General features: G+C 59.5%; 24 protein-coding genes. 15 read left to right on the forward strand and 9 right to left on the reverse strand.

The window, feature by feature from the left end; genetic code table 11:
- The first annotated feature begins 264 nt into the window (after positions 1–264).
- From QN222_RS26705 to QN222_RS26715, 3 genes are all read left to right on the forward strand, one after another.
- Complete coding sequence (locus tag QN222_RS26705; RefSeq protein ID WP_153438308.1) at positions 265–609, forward strand: RidA family protein; 345 nt, start codon at positions 265–267, stop codon at positions 607–609.
- 360 nt (positions 610–969) lie between these two features.
- Entirely contained in the window at positions 970–1,140 is a 171-nt protein-coding gene (locus QN222_RS26710) for a hypothetical protein (RefSeq protein WP_283961540.1), read from the forward strand.
- Between the two features lie 122 nt (positions 1,141–1,262).
- Positions 1,263–2,381 carry an AI-2E family transporter gene (locus tag QN222_RS26715; RefSeq protein ID WP_283961539.1) on the forward strand — a complete coding sequence of 373 codons (1,119 nt, stop codon included), beginning with the start codon at positions 1,263–1,265 and terminating at the stop codon, positions 2,379–2,381.
- Between the two features lie 144 nt (positions 2,382–2,525).
- Here QN222_RS26715 and QN222_RS26720 read toward each other — a convergent pair whose 3' ends face one another.
- A complete protein-coding gene (locus QN222_RS26720; RefSeq protein WP_283961538.1) occupies positions 2,526–3,323 on the reverse strand; it encodes a response regulator in 798 nt (265 codons plus the stop codon).
- A gap of 244 nt (positions 3,324–3,567) precedes the next feature.
- On the opposite strand from QN222_RS26720, the gene QN222_RS26725 reads away from it, so the two are divergent.
- Positions 3,568–3,705 (forward strand): NepR family anti-sigma factor, encoded by a 138-nt coding sequence (locus QN222_RS26725; RefSeq protein ID WP_283961607.1) that lies wholly within the window; start codon positions 3,568–3,570, stop codon positions 3,703–3,705.
- 232 nt (positions 3,706–3,937) lie between these two features.
- Here the strand turns inward: QN222_RS26725 and QN222_RS26730 are convergent, their stop codons facing one another.
- Positions 3,938–4,186 (reverse strand): glycine zipper domain-containing protein, encoded by a 249-nt coding sequence (locus tag QN222_RS26730; protein ID WP_283961537.1) that lies wholly within the window; start codon positions 4,184–4,186, stop codon positions 3,938–3,940.
- Between the two features lie 408 nt (positions 4,187–4,594).
- Here QN222_RS26730 and QN222_RS26735 point away from each other — a divergent pair, with 408 nt between their 5' ends.
- Both QN222_RS26735 and QN222_RS26740 read left to right on the forward strand, forming a co-directional pair.
- On the forward strand, positions 4,595–4,915 hold the full coding sequence (locus QN222_RS26735) for a hypothetical protein (protein WP_283961536.1): 321 nt from the start codon (positions 4,595–4,597) through the stop codon (positions 4,913–4,915).
- A 33-nt stretch (positions 4,916–4,948) separates the two neighbouring features.
- Positions 4,949–5,146, forward strand: coding sequence for a CsbD family protein (locus QN222_RS26740; protein WP_180940255.1), 198 nt, complete (start codon positions 4,949–4,951; stop codon positions 5,144–5,146).
- Positions 5,147–5,199: 53 nt separating this feature from the next.
- Here the strand turns inward: QN222_RS26740 and QN222_RS26745 are convergent, their stop codons facing one another.
- Entirely contained in the window at positions 5,200–5,397 is a 198-nt protein-coding gene (locus QN222_RS26745) for a hypothetical protein (RefSeq protein ID WP_283961535.1), read from the reverse strand.
- Between the two features lie 230 nt (positions 5,398–5,627).
- On the opposite strand from QN222_RS26745, the gene QN222_RS26750 reads away from it, so the two are divergent.
- The 4 genes from QN222_RS26750 (at position 5,628) to QN222_RS26765 (ending at position 8,302) form a co-directional block, all read left to right on the forward strand.
- A complete protein-coding gene (locus tag QN222_RS26750) occupies positions 5,628–5,792 on the forward strand; it encodes a DUF1328 domain-containing protein (RefSeq protein ID WP_283961534.1) in 165 nt (54 codons plus the stop codon).
- A 150-nt stretch (positions 5,793–5,942) separates the two neighbouring features.
- Positions 5,943–6,443, forward strand: coding sequence for a TIGR00645 family protein (locus QN222_RS26755; RefSeq protein ID WP_180940256.1), 501 nt, complete (start codon positions 5,943–5,945; stop codon positions 6,441–6,443).
- A 71-nt stretch (positions 6,444–6,514) separates the two neighbouring features.
- Positions 6,515–7,768 (forward strand): FAD-binding oxidoreductase, encoded by a 1,254-nt coding sequence (locus tag QN222_RS26760; protein WP_283961533.1) that lies wholly within the window; start codon positions 6,515–6,517, stop codon positions 7,766–7,768.
- A 282-nt stretch (positions 7,769–8,050) separates the two neighbouring features.
- Positions 8,051–8,302, forward strand: coding sequence for a hypothetical protein (locus QN222_RS26765; protein WP_283961606.1), 252 nt, complete (start codon positions 8,051–8,053; stop codon positions 8,300–8,302).
- A 98-nt stretch (positions 8,303–8,400) separates the two neighbouring features.
- Here the strand turns inward: QN222_RS26765 and QN222_RS26770 are convergent, their stop codons facing one another.
- Together QN222_RS26770 and QN222_RS26775 are read right to left on the reverse strand one after the other, a co-directional pair.
- Entirely contained in the window at positions 8,401–8,955 is a 555-nt protein-coding gene (locus tag QN222_RS26770) for an MgtC/SapB family protein (protein WP_283961532.1), read from the reverse strand.
- Positions 8,956–9,158: 203 nt separating this feature from the next.
- Positions 9,159–9,461 carry a hypothetical protein gene (locus QN222_RS26775; protein WP_283965815.1) on the reverse strand — a complete coding sequence of 101 codons (303 nt, stop codon included), beginning with the start codon at positions 9,459–9,461 and terminating at the stop codon, positions 9,159–9,161.
- A 300-nt stretch (positions 9,462–9,761) separates the two neighbouring features.
- Between QN222_RS26775 and QN222_RS26780 the strand changes: the two genes are divergently transcribed.
- Both QN222_RS26780 and QN222_RS26785 read left to right on the forward strand, forming a co-directional pair.
- Positions 9,762–9,938: a hypothetical protein gene (locus tag QN222_RS26780; protein WP_283965814.1), complete on the forward strand. Its 177-nt coding sequence runs from the start codon at positions 9,762–9,764 to the stop codon at positions 9,936–9,938.
- Positions 9,939–10,068: 130 nt separating this feature from the next.
- Positions 10,069–10,419 carry a hypothetical protein gene (locus QN222_RS26785; RefSeq protein WP_283965813.1) on the forward strand — a complete coding sequence of 117 codons (351 nt, stop codon included), beginning with the start codon at positions 10,069–10,071 and terminating at the stop codon, positions 10,417–10,419.
- Positions 10,420–11,123: 704 nt separating this feature from the next.
- On the opposite strand, the gene QN222_RS26790 is transcribed toward QN222_RS26785, so the two are convergent.
- Entirely contained in the window at positions 11,124–11,489 is a 366-nt protein-coding gene (locus QN222_RS26790) for a helix-turn-helix domain-containing protein (protein ID WP_283965812.1), read from the reverse strand.
- 99 nt (positions 11,490–11,588) lie between these two features.
- On the opposite strand from QN222_RS26790, the gene QN222_RS26795 reads away from it, so the two are divergent.
- Together QN222_RS26795 and QN222_RS26800 are read left to right on the forward strand one after the other, a co-directional pair.
- Positions 11,589–12,335 (forward strand): glucose 1-dehydrogenase, encoded by a 747-nt coding sequence (locus QN222_RS26795; protein WP_283965811.1) that lies wholly within the window; start codon positions 11,589–11,591, stop codon positions 12,333–12,335.
- The gene (locus QN222_RS26800) at positions 12,310–13,212 is read left to right on the forward strand and encodes an SDR family NAD(P)-dependent oxidoreductase (RefSeq protein WP_283965810.1); all 903 of its coding nucleotides are present in this window, start codon (positions 12,310–12,312) and stop codon (positions 13,210–13,212) included. Before QN222_RS26795 ends, QN222_RS26800 begins: the two co-directional genes overlap by 26 nt.
- Before the next feature lie 288 nt (positions 13,213–13,500).
- Here QN222_RS26800 and QN222_RS26805 read toward each other — a convergent pair whose 3' ends face one another.
- Positions 13,501–14,133 carry a tyrosine-type recombinase/integrase gene (locus QN222_RS26805; protein WP_283965809.1) on the reverse strand — a complete coding sequence of 211 codons (633 nt, stop codon included), beginning with the start codon at positions 14,131–14,133 and terminating at the stop codon, positions 13,501–13,503.
- A gap of 315 nt (positions 14,134–14,448) precedes the next feature.
- Between QN222_RS26805 and QN222_RS26810 the strand changes: the two genes are divergently transcribed.
- Positions 14,449–15,009 (forward strand): N-acetyltransferase, encoded by a 561-nt coding sequence (locus QN222_RS26810; protein WP_283965808.1) that lies wholly within the window; start codon positions 14,449–14,451, stop codon positions 15,007–15,009.
- A 200-nt stretch (positions 15,010–15,209) separates the two neighbouring features.
- Here QN222_RS26810 and QN222_RS26815 read toward each other — a convergent pair whose 3' ends face one another.
- Both QN222_RS26815 and QN222_RS26820 read right to left on the reverse strand, forming a co-directional pair.
- Positions 15,210–15,332, reverse strand: a complete 123-nt coding sequence (locus QN222_RS26815) for a hypothetical protein (RefSeq protein ID WP_283965807.1) — start codon at positions 15,330–15,332, stop codon at positions 15,210–15,212.
- A gap of 11 nt (positions 15,333–15,343) precedes the next feature.
- Positions 15,344–16,006 (reverse strand): hypothetical protein, encoded by a 663-nt coding sequence (locus tag QN222_RS26820; RefSeq protein WP_283965806.1) that lies wholly within the window; start codon positions 16,004–16,006, stop codon positions 15,344–15,346.
- Positions 16,007–16,392: the final 386 nt, after the last annotated feature.

Below are 16,392 nucleotides of genomic sequence, written 5' to 3' on the forward strand. Positions count from 1 at the left end.
GTCTTGTCAGACGCGCAACGGACGCTGTAGCACTTTGCTGCATGTTTTTATCCTTGAATCGGGTACGATTTAAGGAAACCTGCAGTAGGGCAGGATCCAACTGCGTTCGGCCTGAGGTTTCGACCGGCCGGGCGTGGCGGCTCCTTGGTCTTGATTTCCCTTTAGTGTAGAGCTTCTCCGCCGCCGTCACCACTCGCCTTCCGGCGGCGGGCGGACGCTATCGGCCGGAGGGAAAAGTCCGGCCCAAACCTCAGGATGATCACAATGGAAATCAAGCGCTTTGAAACCGGCCCGCGGATGAGTCAGGCCGTGGTCTATAACAACACGGTTTACCTGGCCGGCCAGGTCGGCAACGCCGGTGACGACGTCGTCACCCAGACGAAGCAGGCGCTTGCCGAAGTCGATCGTCTTCTCGCGCTCGCGGGCACGGACAAGACGCGCATACTTTCGGCAACGATCTGGCTCGCAGACATGGCCGACTTCGCCAAGATGAATTCCGTTTGGGATGCCTGGGTGCCGCAAGGCCACACGCCCGCCCGTGCGACTGGCGAAGCCAAGCTCGCAACGCCGGAATATCTCGTTGAAGTCATTGTCACTGCTGCCGCGTAAACCCTTCCTCTTTTGAGCGTTTGGCTGAACTGAAGCGCGCCGTCGTGCCCTGTGCACGGCGGCGTTTTGCTTCGGCCTCACAGATTACCTCGTACTACAGCGCCGCGCGTCTTATCAGACGCGCAAAGGACGCTGCAGCACCTTGAATTGCTGCATGTTTTTATCCTTAAATCGGCACGATTTAAGGAAACATGCAGTAGAGCGCCGCACGTCTTATCGGACGCGCAAGGGACGCTGTAGCATCTTGAATTTCGGCATGTTTTTTGTCGTCAGATCGGTTATGTCCAAGGAGACATACAGCAGGAACCAAGCATTCGCTCGGGCGTTTATGGGTCATTCCGTAATGGAAAGGAATGACCAATGCTCTATTGGCTGCCCCGCTTTTTCGTGCTGGCGCTCGCGGGGATCGTGATCGGTTTCGGCCTCATCCCGCAGACAACGGATGAAGTGGCGCGCGTGCTGCTGATGATCGTTCTCGGGTTGGGCCTGCTTTCCCTGACGCTCCACATTTTCCCACCGGGACAACACTAAGCGACGGCTTTGAGTGAAGGGCGGATGTGTCGGTGTGGGGCGAGGGGGCGGACTGTTCCGGATTCGCAGCCTGATCGGTGGCATTGCCGACGTTGCGAACGGTAGCAGAAAAGAAGGACGCGATGGAAATTACGACCGACCGCAAACGGGAGCGCAGCGTGGACAAGGAAATTGCCCTGGTCGAATCGCCGACCGGCGCCGCGCGAAAGCGCAACGGCATCGAGCTGGCGGTCCCGTTAAGCACGGTCGGCCTCTTCATCATCGCCTCGTCAGCGGCGGTCTATTCCATGGAAGCGATCCTGATGCCGATCACACTGGCGATTATCGTCGGCATCGTGCTGGGCAGGGCGGCCGACGAATTGGAGAGATTCGGCCTGCCTCCGATCTTCGGGGGCCTTTTGCTGGCGCTTCTCTTCGTGTTCGGGCTGTCCTCGTTGGTGAATGCACTTCTCGGCCCGATCACCGACGTGGCGCGTGAGGCGCCTCGGCTGGCCGAGGGCGTCGTGGATCGCATATTGCCGTTCATCGAGCGGTTCACCTGGTTGAGAATGGCGATGATACGCAACGCCGACCCCAACGCACTTGCCGACACGCTCGTAAAGAACGCTGGTCCCGTGCTTGGAACCGTTGCAGCAGGCTTGACGCCGGCACTCGTCCAGACACTGATTTTTCTCGCGGCCCTTATCCTCTTCCTTCTAGGCCGCCTTCAGCTGCGCGGCACCATCATCCTTGCGTTTGCCAGAAGGGAGCATCGTTTGAACGCGATCCGGATCATGAACGCGACCGAGGATGCACTCGCCCAGTATTTTTCGACGGCGAGCCTTATCTATCTGGCGCTCGGCGTGATGACGATGGTGATCGCGTTTGTCGGCGGATTGACCATGGCACCGTTGTGGGGGTTGTTTGCTTTCGTGTCGAGTTTCATTCCCTATCTCGGCGTGACCTTCATGACGCTGTCGCTGCTCGTCGGCGGATTGATGACGCATGACGTGCTGCTTCTGGGATTTGCGCCCGCTGTCGCTTTCTTCGTCGTGCATCTGCTCATGGAAAACCTCGTCGTTCCAGCCGTCCTGGGGCACCGCTTCGCGGTCAATCCATTTCTGATTTTCGTCGCGATCATTTTCTGGACCTGGATGTGGGGCGCCGTCGGCGCGCTGCTGGCGCTGCCCCTGTCACTTATCGCCATGACCGTTTTCGAGCAGGTGCGCGAACCGCCTGCCGTCCGGCAGTTGCCGGAGTGACGTCGGATCCGGTACCGGATAGCAGCCGGTGGGTCGCTACAGCACCGCGCGCCTTTCCGACGCGCAAAGGTCGCTGAAGCACTTTGAATTGCTGTATGTTTTTACGCTTAAAATCGGCTGCGAGTTAAGGAACCACGCGGTAGTTTACGGGTGCCCGGTGCGCGCCTGTTCGTCGAAGAACAGGGCCTGGCTGATCAGCGCTTTCACCATTTCCGGGTTGAAGGGTTTCGTCACCAGAAAAGCCGGCTCCGGCTTCTTGCCCGTCAGGAGCCGCTCGGGGAAGGCCGTGATGAAGATCACCGGCACGGTGGTTTCCGCCAGGATATCGTTGACGGCGTCGATACCGGAACTGCCGTCGGCGAGTTGGATATCGGCAAGCACCATTTTCGGCGATGTCGTCCGATAGAGTTCGAGCGCCTCGCGATAGGTTCGAGCGATCCCGGTGACACGATGGCCGAGGCTTGTCACCATGTCCTCGATATCCATTGCGATCAGCGGTTCGTCTTCGATAATCATGATCTCCGTCGCCACCTGACGCGAAATCTCTTGTGACGCCCCGGCGAGAAGAGTGGCGAATGCGCCGGGCTTGAGGTTCATGATCTCGGCGGCCTCGCTCGTGGAAAAGCCTTCGACGGCGATCAGCAGGAATGCCTGGCGCGGCGTCGGTGCGATCAGCGACAGATTGGCCGCGGCCCTGCGCTCCCAAGCGAAGGGCGACGCCAATTGCGTGCGATCGATTTCCAGCGTGTCGAACAGCGAGCAGAACAGCTTATAGAGACCGATTCGATCGCTGGAGGCGGTTGGAAACAGGCTGACATCTTCGATCAGTGACTCGAGAACGGCAGCAACATAGGCGTCGCCCGCGGCTTGCGAGCCCGTTACAGCGCGAGCAAAGCGTCGCAGATAGGGAAGATGTGGCGCAATCCTGGTGGAAAGTGACATTTAGGTCTTCCTAAACTATTGTGCCGGTATGGTCCCGGTCTTGCGGACAACGGGCGTGCAGCAAGATACGACAATGTTTTGAGCACGTCTTTTGGATTATGGAAAGCCTAGAGTAAGCAGATGACGGGCATATGGGACAGGAATGGCCGGAACGGGGGATCAGGCCTTTGGCGCGCGGAAGCGGCAAATGAATGAGCCTTCCGGACGGCGCAAGGCGCAGCGCGCTGCCGCCAAGCCTCCCTTGATGGCGGATCCGAGCGCACAGATCGCGTCGAAATTGAAGGCGCTTTACCAAGCCTTGGAAAACGAACCGATTCCGCGGCAGTTCATTGAGTTGCTCGAGCGTCTTGACGTGGCCGAGAGCGCACGGTTACCGCGCTGATGTCCGCCGTTCCATTAGGCGGCTTCGCACCGACGCAATCACGACGTGCGCTAGCTTGTGGGGGCTTGCGTGGTGGCAACCCGGCGGCAATTGCTCGCTGGCCGGCCGGGTCTCGCACTCCGGGGCCGCGTCTTGTCAGACGTACAGGCGACGGCGTAACACTTTGAATTGCTGCATGTTTTTATTCTTGAATCGGCTACGATTCAAGGAAACATGCAGTAGCCTATCCCGATCAGCAACGCGCGGTGTAGCGGCGGCCGTACTGGTCGCGATAGTAACAATAGCCGGGCTCATTCGCACGGCCGATGAGGGCGCCGGCAACACCGCCGACGGCGGCGCCGACAGCGGCTCCCCGGACATCATTCGTTATGGCGCCACCGATGATGCCGCCGGAAGCTGCGCCGATTGCAGTACCTTTCTCCGTTGCGGTGCAGGCCGCAAGGGGAAGGATCAGGCTTGCGACGAGAAGGATCTTCTTCATGGTGCGTTGTTCCTATCCGAGGTTGGTTACTGAACTGCGGGAGTAGCAAGCCGTGTCGTACGACCGGACACAGCGACCGTCGTGAAGACGTCATGAGTAGGACTCTGGCCCTGACCTTTCGCGATGCCGGCGATCACCGAGCGTTTCCACTGTCTTGGGGCTGGTCGCGCCCAGTGCTGTCGGCCCTCTCATTCGTGTCTCCGTGAATATCGCCGCGGCTGCGGCGCTCGTCAATTGTTGCGCAAACGCCGATTGCCGCCTTTTTGTTCCGCAGTTCAGGTGCTGACGCGCGTGATGGTTGTTGCGTCTTCGTCATTGATGCCGAGCAACAGAAGCCCGGCGGAGCCATGGAACCCGCAACGGGCTTCTGCCGTTTGTTCTGCGTGTCGGCGTCGAAGGAGCGCGGAAATGGAACATGTTGCCGCCATCATGGTTCTCGTTGGCTGCATGCAGGAAACAACGGCGTGCCGGGAGGTGCCATCGCCGGTGGTCGCCTTCGAAACCGTCGAGGAATGCCAAGCCTTGCTTCCTCCGGCGATGGAGGAGGTCGGCAAGGTTTTCAAGACGGCCTATGGCAAGTGCGCCGATGTCGATCCTGCGCTCATCGTCGAGAGTGCAGTAATCGAATGGACGATCACGCCCGCGAGGAAGCTTGAAGTGAGCGTGACGCCCGAGGAAGAGCCCTATACGATTGCGGGCCGTGCCCGTCCTTCGGCCGACGACGAGTGACTTTCCGCATCGAAGATTGAAAGGAGCGTACTCATGAACTGGGACATCATCGAAGGCCGGTGGACCGAATTCAAGGGCAAGGCCCAGGGTCAATGGGGGAAGCTCACGAACGACGATCTCGACGTCATCAACGGCAATCGGAAGGAACTCGCCGGCCGCATCCAGGCGCGTTACGGAATTGCCAAGGAAGAGGCGGAGCGTCAGATCGACGAGTGGGCATCGCGCCATTGACAGGCTGACACCGGGAAGGATGTGACGCGCGTCTTGCAATGGACGCGCGTTGCTTATCGTCCGTCAGTGCCGTGTTCTGCCTTTTCCAGTGCGTCAAGAAGAGCTTGCAGACGTTTATTGCTCTTCTCTTCCGTATGGATGTGAAGATCGCGCATCGTCCTGCCGATATGCAGATTATGGCTGCGCACGGCCGCGTTGTGCCGGGCGACCTCGGTCACCGATTTCCATATATGTCGCGACGGAATCTTCATTGAATTCCCAAAGCCTTCGTTACCGGAACAACGCCAAGCCCTATCGAAGGTTCCTGGCAAATTTTGTTTCCACGTGCCGATCTTGGGGCCGTTTCTCGTTCCTTGGTTAACGAAATGTTTCCCCCTTACCTCAAAGGATTTCTAGGGTTTCGCCGAGAGAAACATGGAACCGGAACAAAGACGATGAACTACGCGTTACGATTTCACCAACGCAGACATTGGAGATATCGATGCTCTACTATGCTCTCGTCTTTCTGATTGTTGCCATCATCGCCGGCATTCTCGGCTTTGGTGGTATTGCTGGAGCTTCGGCAGGCATTGCCCAGGTCTTGTTCTTCCTGTTCCTGGTATTCTTGGTGATTTCGCTTGTTGCCGGACTCATGCGCAAGACCTGACGCGGTAAGTCCGTGGGCTCATGAATGAGGAAGGGGGCGAAGCGTAACGCTTCGCCCTTTTCCGTAAGCAATGTTCGGTTCCCTTGCTCTGGCCAATGCGCTTGGCTATTCATGCGGGTACCCACCCACTGGTAGGAACAGAACAATCTCATGAAGTCCCTGGAACTCATCGTCGAGCGCATCATCCTTTCGAGCCGATGGCTATTGGTCGTCTTTTATCTCGGGCTGGTTGCGGCTCTTGCCCTCTACGGCATTTCCTTCATTTACAAGTTCCTGAAGGTTGCGGGCCTGGTCTTCGTCTACGACGATGCCCAGATGATATTGGCAATGCTTGGGCTCATCGACGCTGCGCTCGTCGCAAGCCTGATCGTCATGGTGATGATTTCGGGATACGAAAATTTCGTCAGCCGCTTCGACGAGGGGGAAGGCGAGGTCTCGTTCCTGGGCAAGCTTGATTCCGGCAGCCTGAAGATCAAGGTCGCCTCCTCCATCGTGGCGATCTCGTCGATCCATCTTCTGCAGATCTTCCTCAATGCCCAGCAGTTCACGAGCGAGAAGCTGATGTGGGCGACAATCATGCATCTGGCTTTTGTCGTTTCCGCCGTGCTCCTCGGTTCGCTGGAGCAGATCATGAGCAAGTTGAAAAAGTAGCGACGCAACTGCTGCAGCGTGCCTCTGGCGCCTGCGGCGGATTTGTGAGCGAGCAAGCGGGGCAGTGGCACATGAAGACTGACGTAGTAGTTCTGGGCGCCGGCATTGTCGGCATTTCCGCCGCCATCCATCTGGCGCGACGCGGGAAGTCGGTGGTGCTTCTCGATCGGCGCGGTCCCGGAGAAGAGACGTCCTACGGTAACGCCGGCCTTATCCAGCGCGAAGGCGTCTTTCCCTACGGCTTTCCGCATGATTTCGGTGCGCTTTTCCGCTACGCGCTGAACAACACTATCGACGCCAGCTATCATTTTCGCGCGCTGCCGGGGCTGGTGCCCTTTCTGGCGCGCTATTGGTGGCACTCCGGCTTCACCCAGCACCAGCGGATCGCCCATCTTTATGCACCGCTGATCGAAAACTCGATCGCCGAGCACAAGGACCTGATCGAGGCCTCCGGTGCCGCGGACCTCATCCGCAAGGATGGCTGGATGAAGGTGTTTCGCACGGAAAAGGAGCGCGACGCCGCCTACAAGGACGCGGAAAAACTGTCCGCCGGTTTTGGGGTCAACCATCAGAAACTCTCGACGAGCGAGCTCAGGACCATAGAACCATCCATCCGCGTCGAGCTCGCCGGCGGGCTGCGCTGGACCGACCCCTGGTCGATCCGCGATCCGCACAGCCTCAACAAGGCCTACCTCGCTTATTTCCAATCGCTCGGCGGTCGGCTCGTCTCGGGCGACGCCGCAACCTTGGAACACATTCTCGAGGGCGCCGGCTGGCGGGTGGCCACACCGGAAGGTCCGCTCGAGACCCGCGAGGTGGTGGTGGCGCTCGGTCCCTGGGCCGATACGGTGACGCGCAAGCTTGGCTATCATTTTCCGCTCGCGGTCAAGCGCGGCTACCACATGCACTACGGCGTCCAGGAAGGGGCAACGCTTAACAACTGGGTGCTCGACGCCGAAAAGGGCTATTTCCTGGCGCCGATGCTGCGCGGGATCCGCTTGACGACAGGCGCGGAATTCGCACTGCGGGACGCACCGAAAACGCCGGTACAGTTGACCCGGGCCGAAAGGGTCGCGCGCGAGTTCTTCCCGCTGGCCGAACGGCGCGACGAGGAGCCATGGCTGGGAGCGCGGCCCTGTACGCCCGATATGATGCCGATCATAGGCAAGGCACCGCGGCACGAGGGCCTCTGGTTCGCCTTCGGCCATGCGCATCACGGCATGACGCTCGGCCCGGTCACCGGCCGGGCGCTGGCCGAAGCCATGACCGGCGAAAAGACCGTGATCGACATCGCTCCCTATCGGCCCGAGCGCTTTCTCGCCTAAAGCGCCGCTTGCGACGCGCTTCAGGGTCTTTGTTTTGATTTATGTCGTTGTCCAAAAACCGCTGCACACTTTTTGGCCGACATGCATTAGGGCGATGAATTTCCCCCCGGATGAGCATCGCGCTGCCGTTTTTGTTGTCCGCGCGTGGAACCAAACGGTCGCTCAGGTGTTTCGCGGGTGGCTGAAGGTGAGGGTTCGGTTCGCTGGTGCCTGCCCAGCGAAAATTGCCCGTCGCTCCGCGAGCCGCCGGGAGGGAGTTTCACGCCTATGAGCAAGTAGACGATAGAATTCGCCGGCGAGGCGGTCGGCGCACTGATACCTGACAACGGACAATTGCGTTTTGTCGCTGTCAAATACAGTGTGTGGCCGCTGGACGGCCAGGTATTCCAAACGCCCGAAGATGCCCGCCGGGCGGTCGCCATGCTGCAGGCACATCGACAGAGAGGGCCTGCCCGGAAGAATCCGCGCGCAGGCCAAGCCGCCATTCGCGGCCGTTCCGATCCGGAAGTCCCATCTGCTTTTCCCGGCCGTTAGAGCAACTCCAGGAAAAGTGTGTAACGGTTTTCCGTCCGGAATTGCGTAGTTTCAAAGGGTCAGATCATTTCACTGTTTCACTGAAACAATGAAATGATCTAGCGTTCCTTCGAGACGGCTGCAGCGTCCCGAGGGACGGCGGGGCGTCCGTCGGCCCCACCTTCGGAGGGTTCCGGCGGTTTCCAGTGGAGAGCGACCTCCAGCCGCCAGAGGATGAAAAGCACGGCGAGGCTTGCGCAGGCGGCGAAGGCGGCGATAAGCCAGAAGCCAAAGCCGACGGACAGCCCTACCGCGCCAGCGAGCCACATCCCGGCTCCTGTGGTCAGCCCTTTGACCTCGCCCCTTGAAAACACGATCAAGCCGGCCGCGAGAAAGGCCACACCAGCGGTGACGGCCTCCACGACCCTGATCGGGTCGATCCGCACTTCGGGTCCCGAAAGGCTCGCCATATGCACGCTTTCCACCGCGATCACGGCGAAAATCGACGAGGCGAGGCTGACGAGAATGTGTGTCCGGAGACCGGCCGGCCGCTGCCGTTGTTCCCGCTCGATGCCGATCAACGCCCCGAAGAGGATAGCGCCGCAGAAGCGCGCGAATATGACCGGATAGGGAATCTGCGTTGGAGCAAGGATATCGGCGAGGATCTGTTCCATGAGCAGCGAAGCCTACTGCATGTTTCCTTAAATCGTGCCGATTGGGGACAAAACATGCAGCAATTCAAAGTGCCACAACGTCTTTTGCACGTCGGATAGACGCGCGGCTCCGCAATCGAAATTTTCGCTCATCTCTCCCAATTCGGTCGCCGGAACGGGGAGAACTGATGCTCCCCGTTTTTGTGACAGGTCTTGGCTGAGGCTTATTGTGCCGGTTGTGCCGGCTGTGCCGGTGTGGTCTGCGGCTGTGGTGCCGGGCTCGCCGGCGGCGTGGTCGTCGACTGGTCCGAGGTTGCCGGCGGCGGCGTCGCCTCCTCTGTGTTCCTGGTCAACTCTGCGGGCAGCCAGGCGATCAGCGCCAGCACCAGCCCCGCGAGCAGAATGATCAGCAAGGGCCAACTGCTGCGACCCGACAATCTGCCACGCATCTCGGGATCCTGGGTCGTCGGCTGACCCGTCACAGGATCGATGAGCGGCTTGTCCTTCAACTCTTCATGCTGATTCATCGTATTCACATCCTTTCTGGATCGCCGGCCGGTCGCAAAGCAACTGCCGGCACGTGGCTCTCTAAATCAGCGGCGACCTGGCGACCTAAAGAGTGACTCTGCACAGTCGCAAGTATAGTCGCGACGGTGCCACGGCTGGTTAGAGCCACGGTAAAATATTAAACGTTCCAGATCTTGCTATGTTCCGTTGCAGGCGGCCTCAGCTACAATTTGCCTTGCAAAGGTGCTTCGCAGATACGTGCTGTAACTGCGAAAAGCTCGTGCGGCGACGAAAACGCTGCATGCATCGGGACGTGGGGAATGACTGCTGCATATCAATCGGGAACCTTCGTCGGGCGGGTCTGGCGTCCGAATGTTGACGACGCCTCCTGCGCTCGGCAGCCCGTCAACACGGTGCGGCTTGCGACCGGATGCCCGCGATCGACTTTTGGCCCGACGGCGCTGATGCGCAATCCGACGAAACGCGGACCGCTGTAGGCATGGAACATTCGCCACCTTGCCGAAGACGCCGGGCGGCTTGCGTCAGGGCGCAGTTACGCGCAATCTCGAACCGGCTGATTATCGGTTCGTTCGAGGTGGGGTTGGGATCGCAATGAGAGTCGTTGCCATGTGGGTTCTGGCGGCCGCGTTCCTCGCCACCGCAACAGGGCCGTCGTGGGCGCAGCCCTTGCAAACCGTGGAGGATGTGGGCAACGCGCTCGGCAAATGCTGGACCCCGCCGGTGGGCATCAAGGATTCCTTCGTCACCTTGAAGTTCGGCTTCAAGGGCAACGGCACGTTGATGGGCCCGCCGCAACCGACCGCGATTCGCGTCACCGGAGATGAAACGCAACGCAAAGCCTTCGTGGCGGCGGCGACCGAGGCGCTGCAAGGCTGCATGCCGCTGGAGTTTTCGAAGGCACTCGCCGACGAGATCGCCGGGAATGTGTTTACGCTGCAGTTCCGGTCGGCGGAGTAGCGGCGCTGTCACGCAATGCCGCAAACTGCGTTGCAGGTTGCAGATTGTCACCAAACATGATCATGGAGAATTGGCTGGGGAACCTGGATTCTCGCATGATTTCAATGGCTTAGAGAAATTACCTTTGAATTCCCTATATTTTCCCGCCGCGAGCGACCGTGGATGCCACCTTTGTGCCCTGGCTTTGGGCGTCAGTCAACAGGAAGGGCGAGCGGCAATAATTTCCGCTGTCTGACTTGAATTAGCCGTCCGGCGGCCATAACGCGCCCCGCTACCTCGCGCCCACTTGTAGATCATACAGGACGCCGTCGCGCTTGCCTGAACCGGGCATCGTCTTGGGCACGGGCTCGTCCACAGCCCGTTATAAAGCGAACATCGGTACGCGGGCGTCAGATGACCGACAAGGGGCCGGAAGCAGACCGTCAGCTTTGGGGATGATAAGGCGAGATAGCTGCGCATTCGGCTGCAGATCAGGCGACGGCCCCAAAACCTGCCATACCGTCAGCGACAGATTATCGAAGTGATGGGGGCCGGAGAACGAACCGCTGCTGGTGAGCGAGGCCAAGAAAGCAGACTGTGTATGCGTCCTACCCAGCTACGGTTCGAATCTGACCCGGCAGGTCGGGAACAATGAAGATGGGCACTATGTCCGCACCGCAGCCACCTGAGGCGCGCCCTAGCCTACCGGCAAGATATTCGAAAAGTTAGGCGACTTTCGCCACCTCGGACGCGCCGCGGCGTGACATGAGTTTTTCGACTTCGATCATATGTTCTGCACCCCAGGCGCAGAGCGGCTTCAAAGCTCCGGCGAGGGTCTGACCGAAGGCAGTGAGGGAATACTCGACTTTCGGCGGAATTTCCTTGAAGTCGAGCCGATCGACGATCCCATCAGCCTCCAGTTCCTTGAGTTGCTGGATAAGCATTTTGTGACTGACGTTGCCGATGGCGCGCCTCAGGTCGCCATAGCGTCGGGCTTCGTGGAAAAGATGGAACAGGATCAAAGGCTTCCACTTGCCGCCAATGACAGCCAACGCAGCGTCCAGCCCGCAGATAAAGCCAGGTGTGGTCATTTCGCATGCTCCAATTTGATACTTACCAAAAGGTGCATACTGGAAGAAAGAAAAGCAAGCCTCTATTTCGAAACAATGATCATTCTCTAGGAGATCGAAATGGGCAGACTTGAAGGTAAAATCGCCGTCATAACCGGCGGCAACAGCGGCATCGGTCTGGCGACCGCCAAACGGTTTGTGGCGGAAGGCGCCGAGGTTTTCATCACCGGCCGTCGCCAGGAGGAGTTGGACAGGGCGGTAGAAGCGATCGGCTCCGGCGTGACGGCGGTGCAGGGCGACATTTCGCGTATGGACGACCTCGGTCGGCTGTTTGCGACGGTGCAGGCGAAGAGTGGACGGATAGACGTTCTTTTCGCCAATGCCGGGCTCGGCCAGTTTGCCCCGCTGGGCGCTATCGACGAGGCGTCGTTCGATTTTACGTTCGACGTCAACGTCAAGGGAACGCTGTTCACGGTGCAAAAGGCGCTGCCGCTTATGCGCGCCGGCGGATCCATCATCCTCACAGGGTCGACCACGGGCTCCATGGGAACCCCTGCGTTCAGCGTCTACAGCGCGACCAAGGCCGCAATCCGCAATTTTGCCCGAAGCTGGGCACTGGACCTGAAGGGGACCGGCATCCGCGTGAACGTGCTCTCTCCCGGCTCCACCGAGACGCCCGGCGTCAAGGGCTTGGCGACGCCGGGAGAGGAGGATGCGCTGCTGGCGGGCTTCGCCGCTCAGACGCCGCTCGGGCGTGTTGCACAGCCCGAGGAGACGGCGGCTGCGGCGCTCTTCCTTGCCTCGGATGAAAGCAGCTTCATGACCGGTAGCGAGGTCTTCGTTGACGGCGGAGCCGCACAAGTCTGACGGCAGATCGAATCCCGGCCCCGAGCTCCATGAGGGAATGGATGCTAGTCCTGCCTGCCACCTTCTGCATGGTCTTGGCGCTTCATGGGTATGTGACGAAACGCTCGCCCGAACTGCGAGAGCGGATATCTTAGAGGAGCAAAAGGTAATGAAAGAGAAGATGGTAGCCCTGGTCACCGGGGCCAATAAAGGGCTTGGAAAGCAGGTCGCAAAGGAACTGGTCGGACACGGTTACACTGTTCTTCTTGGATCGCGGGATTTTGCGAACGGACAAAGGGCCGCCGAGGAGATCGGGGAAGGCGCTGTCGCCATCCAGCTCGATGTCACAGATGCGATGAGCATAGCGAACGCGGCGGAACGCGTTACTGCCGAATTCGGCCGTCTCGATCTCTTGGTCAACAATGCCGCGATCAGCCAATCGGGGCGGTATGCGTCGGGCCTCTCCGCAAGCGCCGCGCCGCTGGACGAGGTTAGGGCAGTATTCGACACAAACGTCTTCGGCGTCCTTGCTGTGACGCAGGCAATGCTGCCGCTGATCCGATCATCCTCCACAGGACGCATTCTGAATGTCTCAAGCGGGGTAGGTTCGTTGACGCTCAATTCCGACCCGGACTTTCCATTCCGCCCCTATTTCGGTGTGACCTATCCCGCATCCAAGACCGCCCTCAACGCCATGACCCTGGCGCTTTCTATTGAACTCGAAGGCACCGGCATCAAGGTTCGTGCGGCCAGTCCTAGCTACACGGCAACCGCCATCAACGATTTCCAGGGAACGGACAGCGTCGAGGTCGGAGCCCGGCCGCTTGTTCTTGCGGCCCTGGACACGGAAAGCCCGACCGGGAGTTTCACTGGGCCCGACGGAGCTTATCCTTGGTGAGCGTCCGCTGAACTTCGCTGCGCACTGATTGGAAGGGGTTCACCAAGACCGCGGTTCGATAGCGAGCCGTCATTCTACTCCGCTGCGTCGCAACATCGCGCGGGGGTCCGAAAAGCTTTGATCTCACGCCGGAATGGAGCGGTCACCACTAAGCAAGCTACCGATATGATGGCCGCTTATGACAAGCGTGGTCTGAAAACTGCCTGACTGGTTTCACCACAGGACTGACAGAACGGCAACGTACGCCGTACGCTGAAGCGGTCATCCAATTTGGTGACCGCCGAGATGTCAAATTTCGGTTCGCTCTGCTAAGAGCAGTGCGTCCTCAACGTCGACGCCAAGGTAGCGAACGGTGTTCTCGATCTTGGAGTGGCCAAGCAGGATCTGGATGGCGCGGAGATTTCCTGTCGCTTTGTAGATCATCGATGCCTTCGTGCGTCGAAGCGAATGCGTGCCATACTCCTCTGGACGCAGACCAATCGCGGTGACCCATTCGTCTACCAGGCGGGCGTATTGCCGCGTGCTCATGTGGTGGGCGTGATTGATCCGGCTCGGGAATGCATAGTCGTCGACCGTGCCCCCACGCCTTTCAAGCCAAGCCAGAAGGCTGGCTCTGACGTCGCTGGTGATCTCAAACTGGACTGGCCGACCCGTCTTTTGCTGAACAACGATCGCACGGGTCCGAATTTCCGGCCCGGCGACCAGATCGCGGATCCTGATCTTTATCAGGTCGCAGCCGCGAAGCTTGCTGTCGATTGCCAGATCGAACAAGGCGCGGTCACGAATACGTCCCTCGCGATCGAGGAAGAAGCGAACAGCCCAGATTTGCTTCTGTGTGAGCGGACGCTTGGTTCCCACCTTCTTTCCTGCGTTCCAAGCGGCGCGTTCACGGCTGGCATCATCGTATTGAGAGTGGCCCATGTGAGTTCTCCTCGGCCTTGATTGGCCGATGGAGAAACGGGAAACACCAGCGTAGCAGCTCGGGGGCCGAGAGCGGACGGGCAGCTTACGGGATGACATCGATGAGAAGCGGCTGTTCCGTTCGGACCTTGAATAGGCCTTCCAACGACTTCTCCGGCTCCTGAAAGCAGACAACCAAGTTGCATCTGAGGTAATCTGTTTGAATGTCCAAGTCCGAAGGCCAGAATGGACCGAAGCGAATCCGGAACCGCTGAAGCAGCAGCAACCGGTATCCTATGTCAGGAGGGCAGTGTGAAATCGCCAACAGTCAGAGTTATGGCCGCGTCCGAGGAGGATCTGGCGATCGAAACGGTCATGCTGGCGTTTGCAGCGGATCCTATGGCGCGATGGACCTGGCCGCATGCACACCAGTACCTTGCGGCCATGCCGCGAATGATCCGGGCGTTCGGGAGCAGCGCATTCCCTAACGGAAGCGCCTTTTGCACCGACGGCTACGCCGGGACGGCCCTGTGGCTATCGCCCGGGATGCATTCGGACGAGGAAGGGCTTGGTGCGGTGCTCGAGAGCACGGTTGCGCGCTCTCTTGCCCCCGAAACCACGGCCATATTCGAGCAGATGGCCACGTACCACCCGACCGAACCACATTGGTACCTGCCCCTGATCGGCGTCGACCCGGCACATCAAGGCAAAGGTCACGGCGACGCGCTGATGGCGTACGCACTCGCACGGTGCGATCGCGATCACGCGCCAGCCTATTTGGAATCCTCGAATCCGCGCAACATTCCGTTCTACAAACGCTACGGCTTTGAACCGCTCGGCGCGATCCAGGTCAGTTCGTCGCCGACGCTCGTCCCGATGCTGCGGCGGCCGCGTTGAGCTTCAATTCGATCGGGTAGTTTGTGGCATGCGGCCGCCGAGGGCGCGGCACAGCCGAAACGAAGATGGAACGGACCGGCCAGACCGTTTGCCGGCGGGCGCCTGGTCCGGTTATAGGCGATGTCCGCTTTTAGAAGTCAGGTGATGCAGCTTTGACGACCGAAACGAGGGCGCAAATATGCGGCCGTTCCACCGCGATGTCAGCTTTGTAGCTGCCCTATGACCGACATGACCGACATGTAGGGCGCGCACCGGCCGAGGTTGGCGCCGTCATTCTCGAGGTCGCGAAATGGGGCCGCGACGGCGACGGGGAGTTCGCGCATGAGAGAATCCCTCAATCTGCCTGCATGTAATCCGCCACGCTGTAGCAATGGCTCGCCTGATAGGCGTTCTTCCCCCGGTTCATGTGCGTCAGGTTGAACGTGCGAATGGCGCTCACCACGCGGCGGCTCGTGAGGAATTTGCGGATCGAGACAGAGCCGCGCACATTGATGCCGAAAATGTCCGCACCATGCGGGAAGAAATAACTGACGTGCTCTGGCATCGCGACGCTTTGCTCGAGAAAGGGTTCGTCCACTCGGCTCGGCGTGGCTGAACGATCTGTAGTGAAATCCGAAAGATGCACGATGAATCTGGCGCGGATATCTTCGACTTGGGCATAGAGTGTAAAAAGCTCCATCCAGCTCGCATTGACGCGTACGAGCGGCTTGTCCGAGGTCGACGGCAGACAGGAAACCGACCAGTAGTAGCGCTCGGTCTTGCGCAGCATCGGAATGCAGTTTGGACCGTATAGCCTGAGAATCTCCAGTACTTCCGCTGCTTGCGGGCGACTAAGTAGCTTCTCAAATCGAGCGACATATTTGAAGCGCTGTTCCAGGGACTCTAAGCGGTCGCCCGTGTCCGGCAAGTCGATCTTGCCCGCTATCCAATCGCGCTGCTGCTCACGGTCGAGGAATTGCCGCAGGCCAGTGGTTCTTGGGCGAGAGGTCGCGCCCATGTCAGACGTCCTGCGAAATTCGTATGCTCGTCATCGGCCGACTCCTGTGTTCTCGCTAAGGCGTCTGCGAGACTAAGCATCGCGCCCAATGCGCCACCGAATGATACCTCGAAGATGGTAAAAACGGAAAGTCTGCGCGACCATGATGAGAACGTCACATGACCGTTCGCCGTCTTGGCGACGGCTCAAGACTGGTATTCCCAGCGCTGCCGAGCGGCCGCTTCCAGGATCAGAGTTCGATCTAGCGAACGACCGAAATGGAGGCGCATAGCCGCTCGATCGAACTGCAAGAACCAGGAACATTTTCCCCAAGAGGCACGGCCCCGCTGGTTGCGGGACCGCACTCGCTCAAATCTCTGTATGCTCCGCTAGTTCCAGCGCATCCT

Source organism: Sinorhizobium sp. 6-70, from assembly GCF_030124375.1.
Classification (GTDB): Bacteria; Pseudomonadota; Alphaproteobacteria; order Rhizobiales; family Rhizobiaceae; genus Sinorhizobium.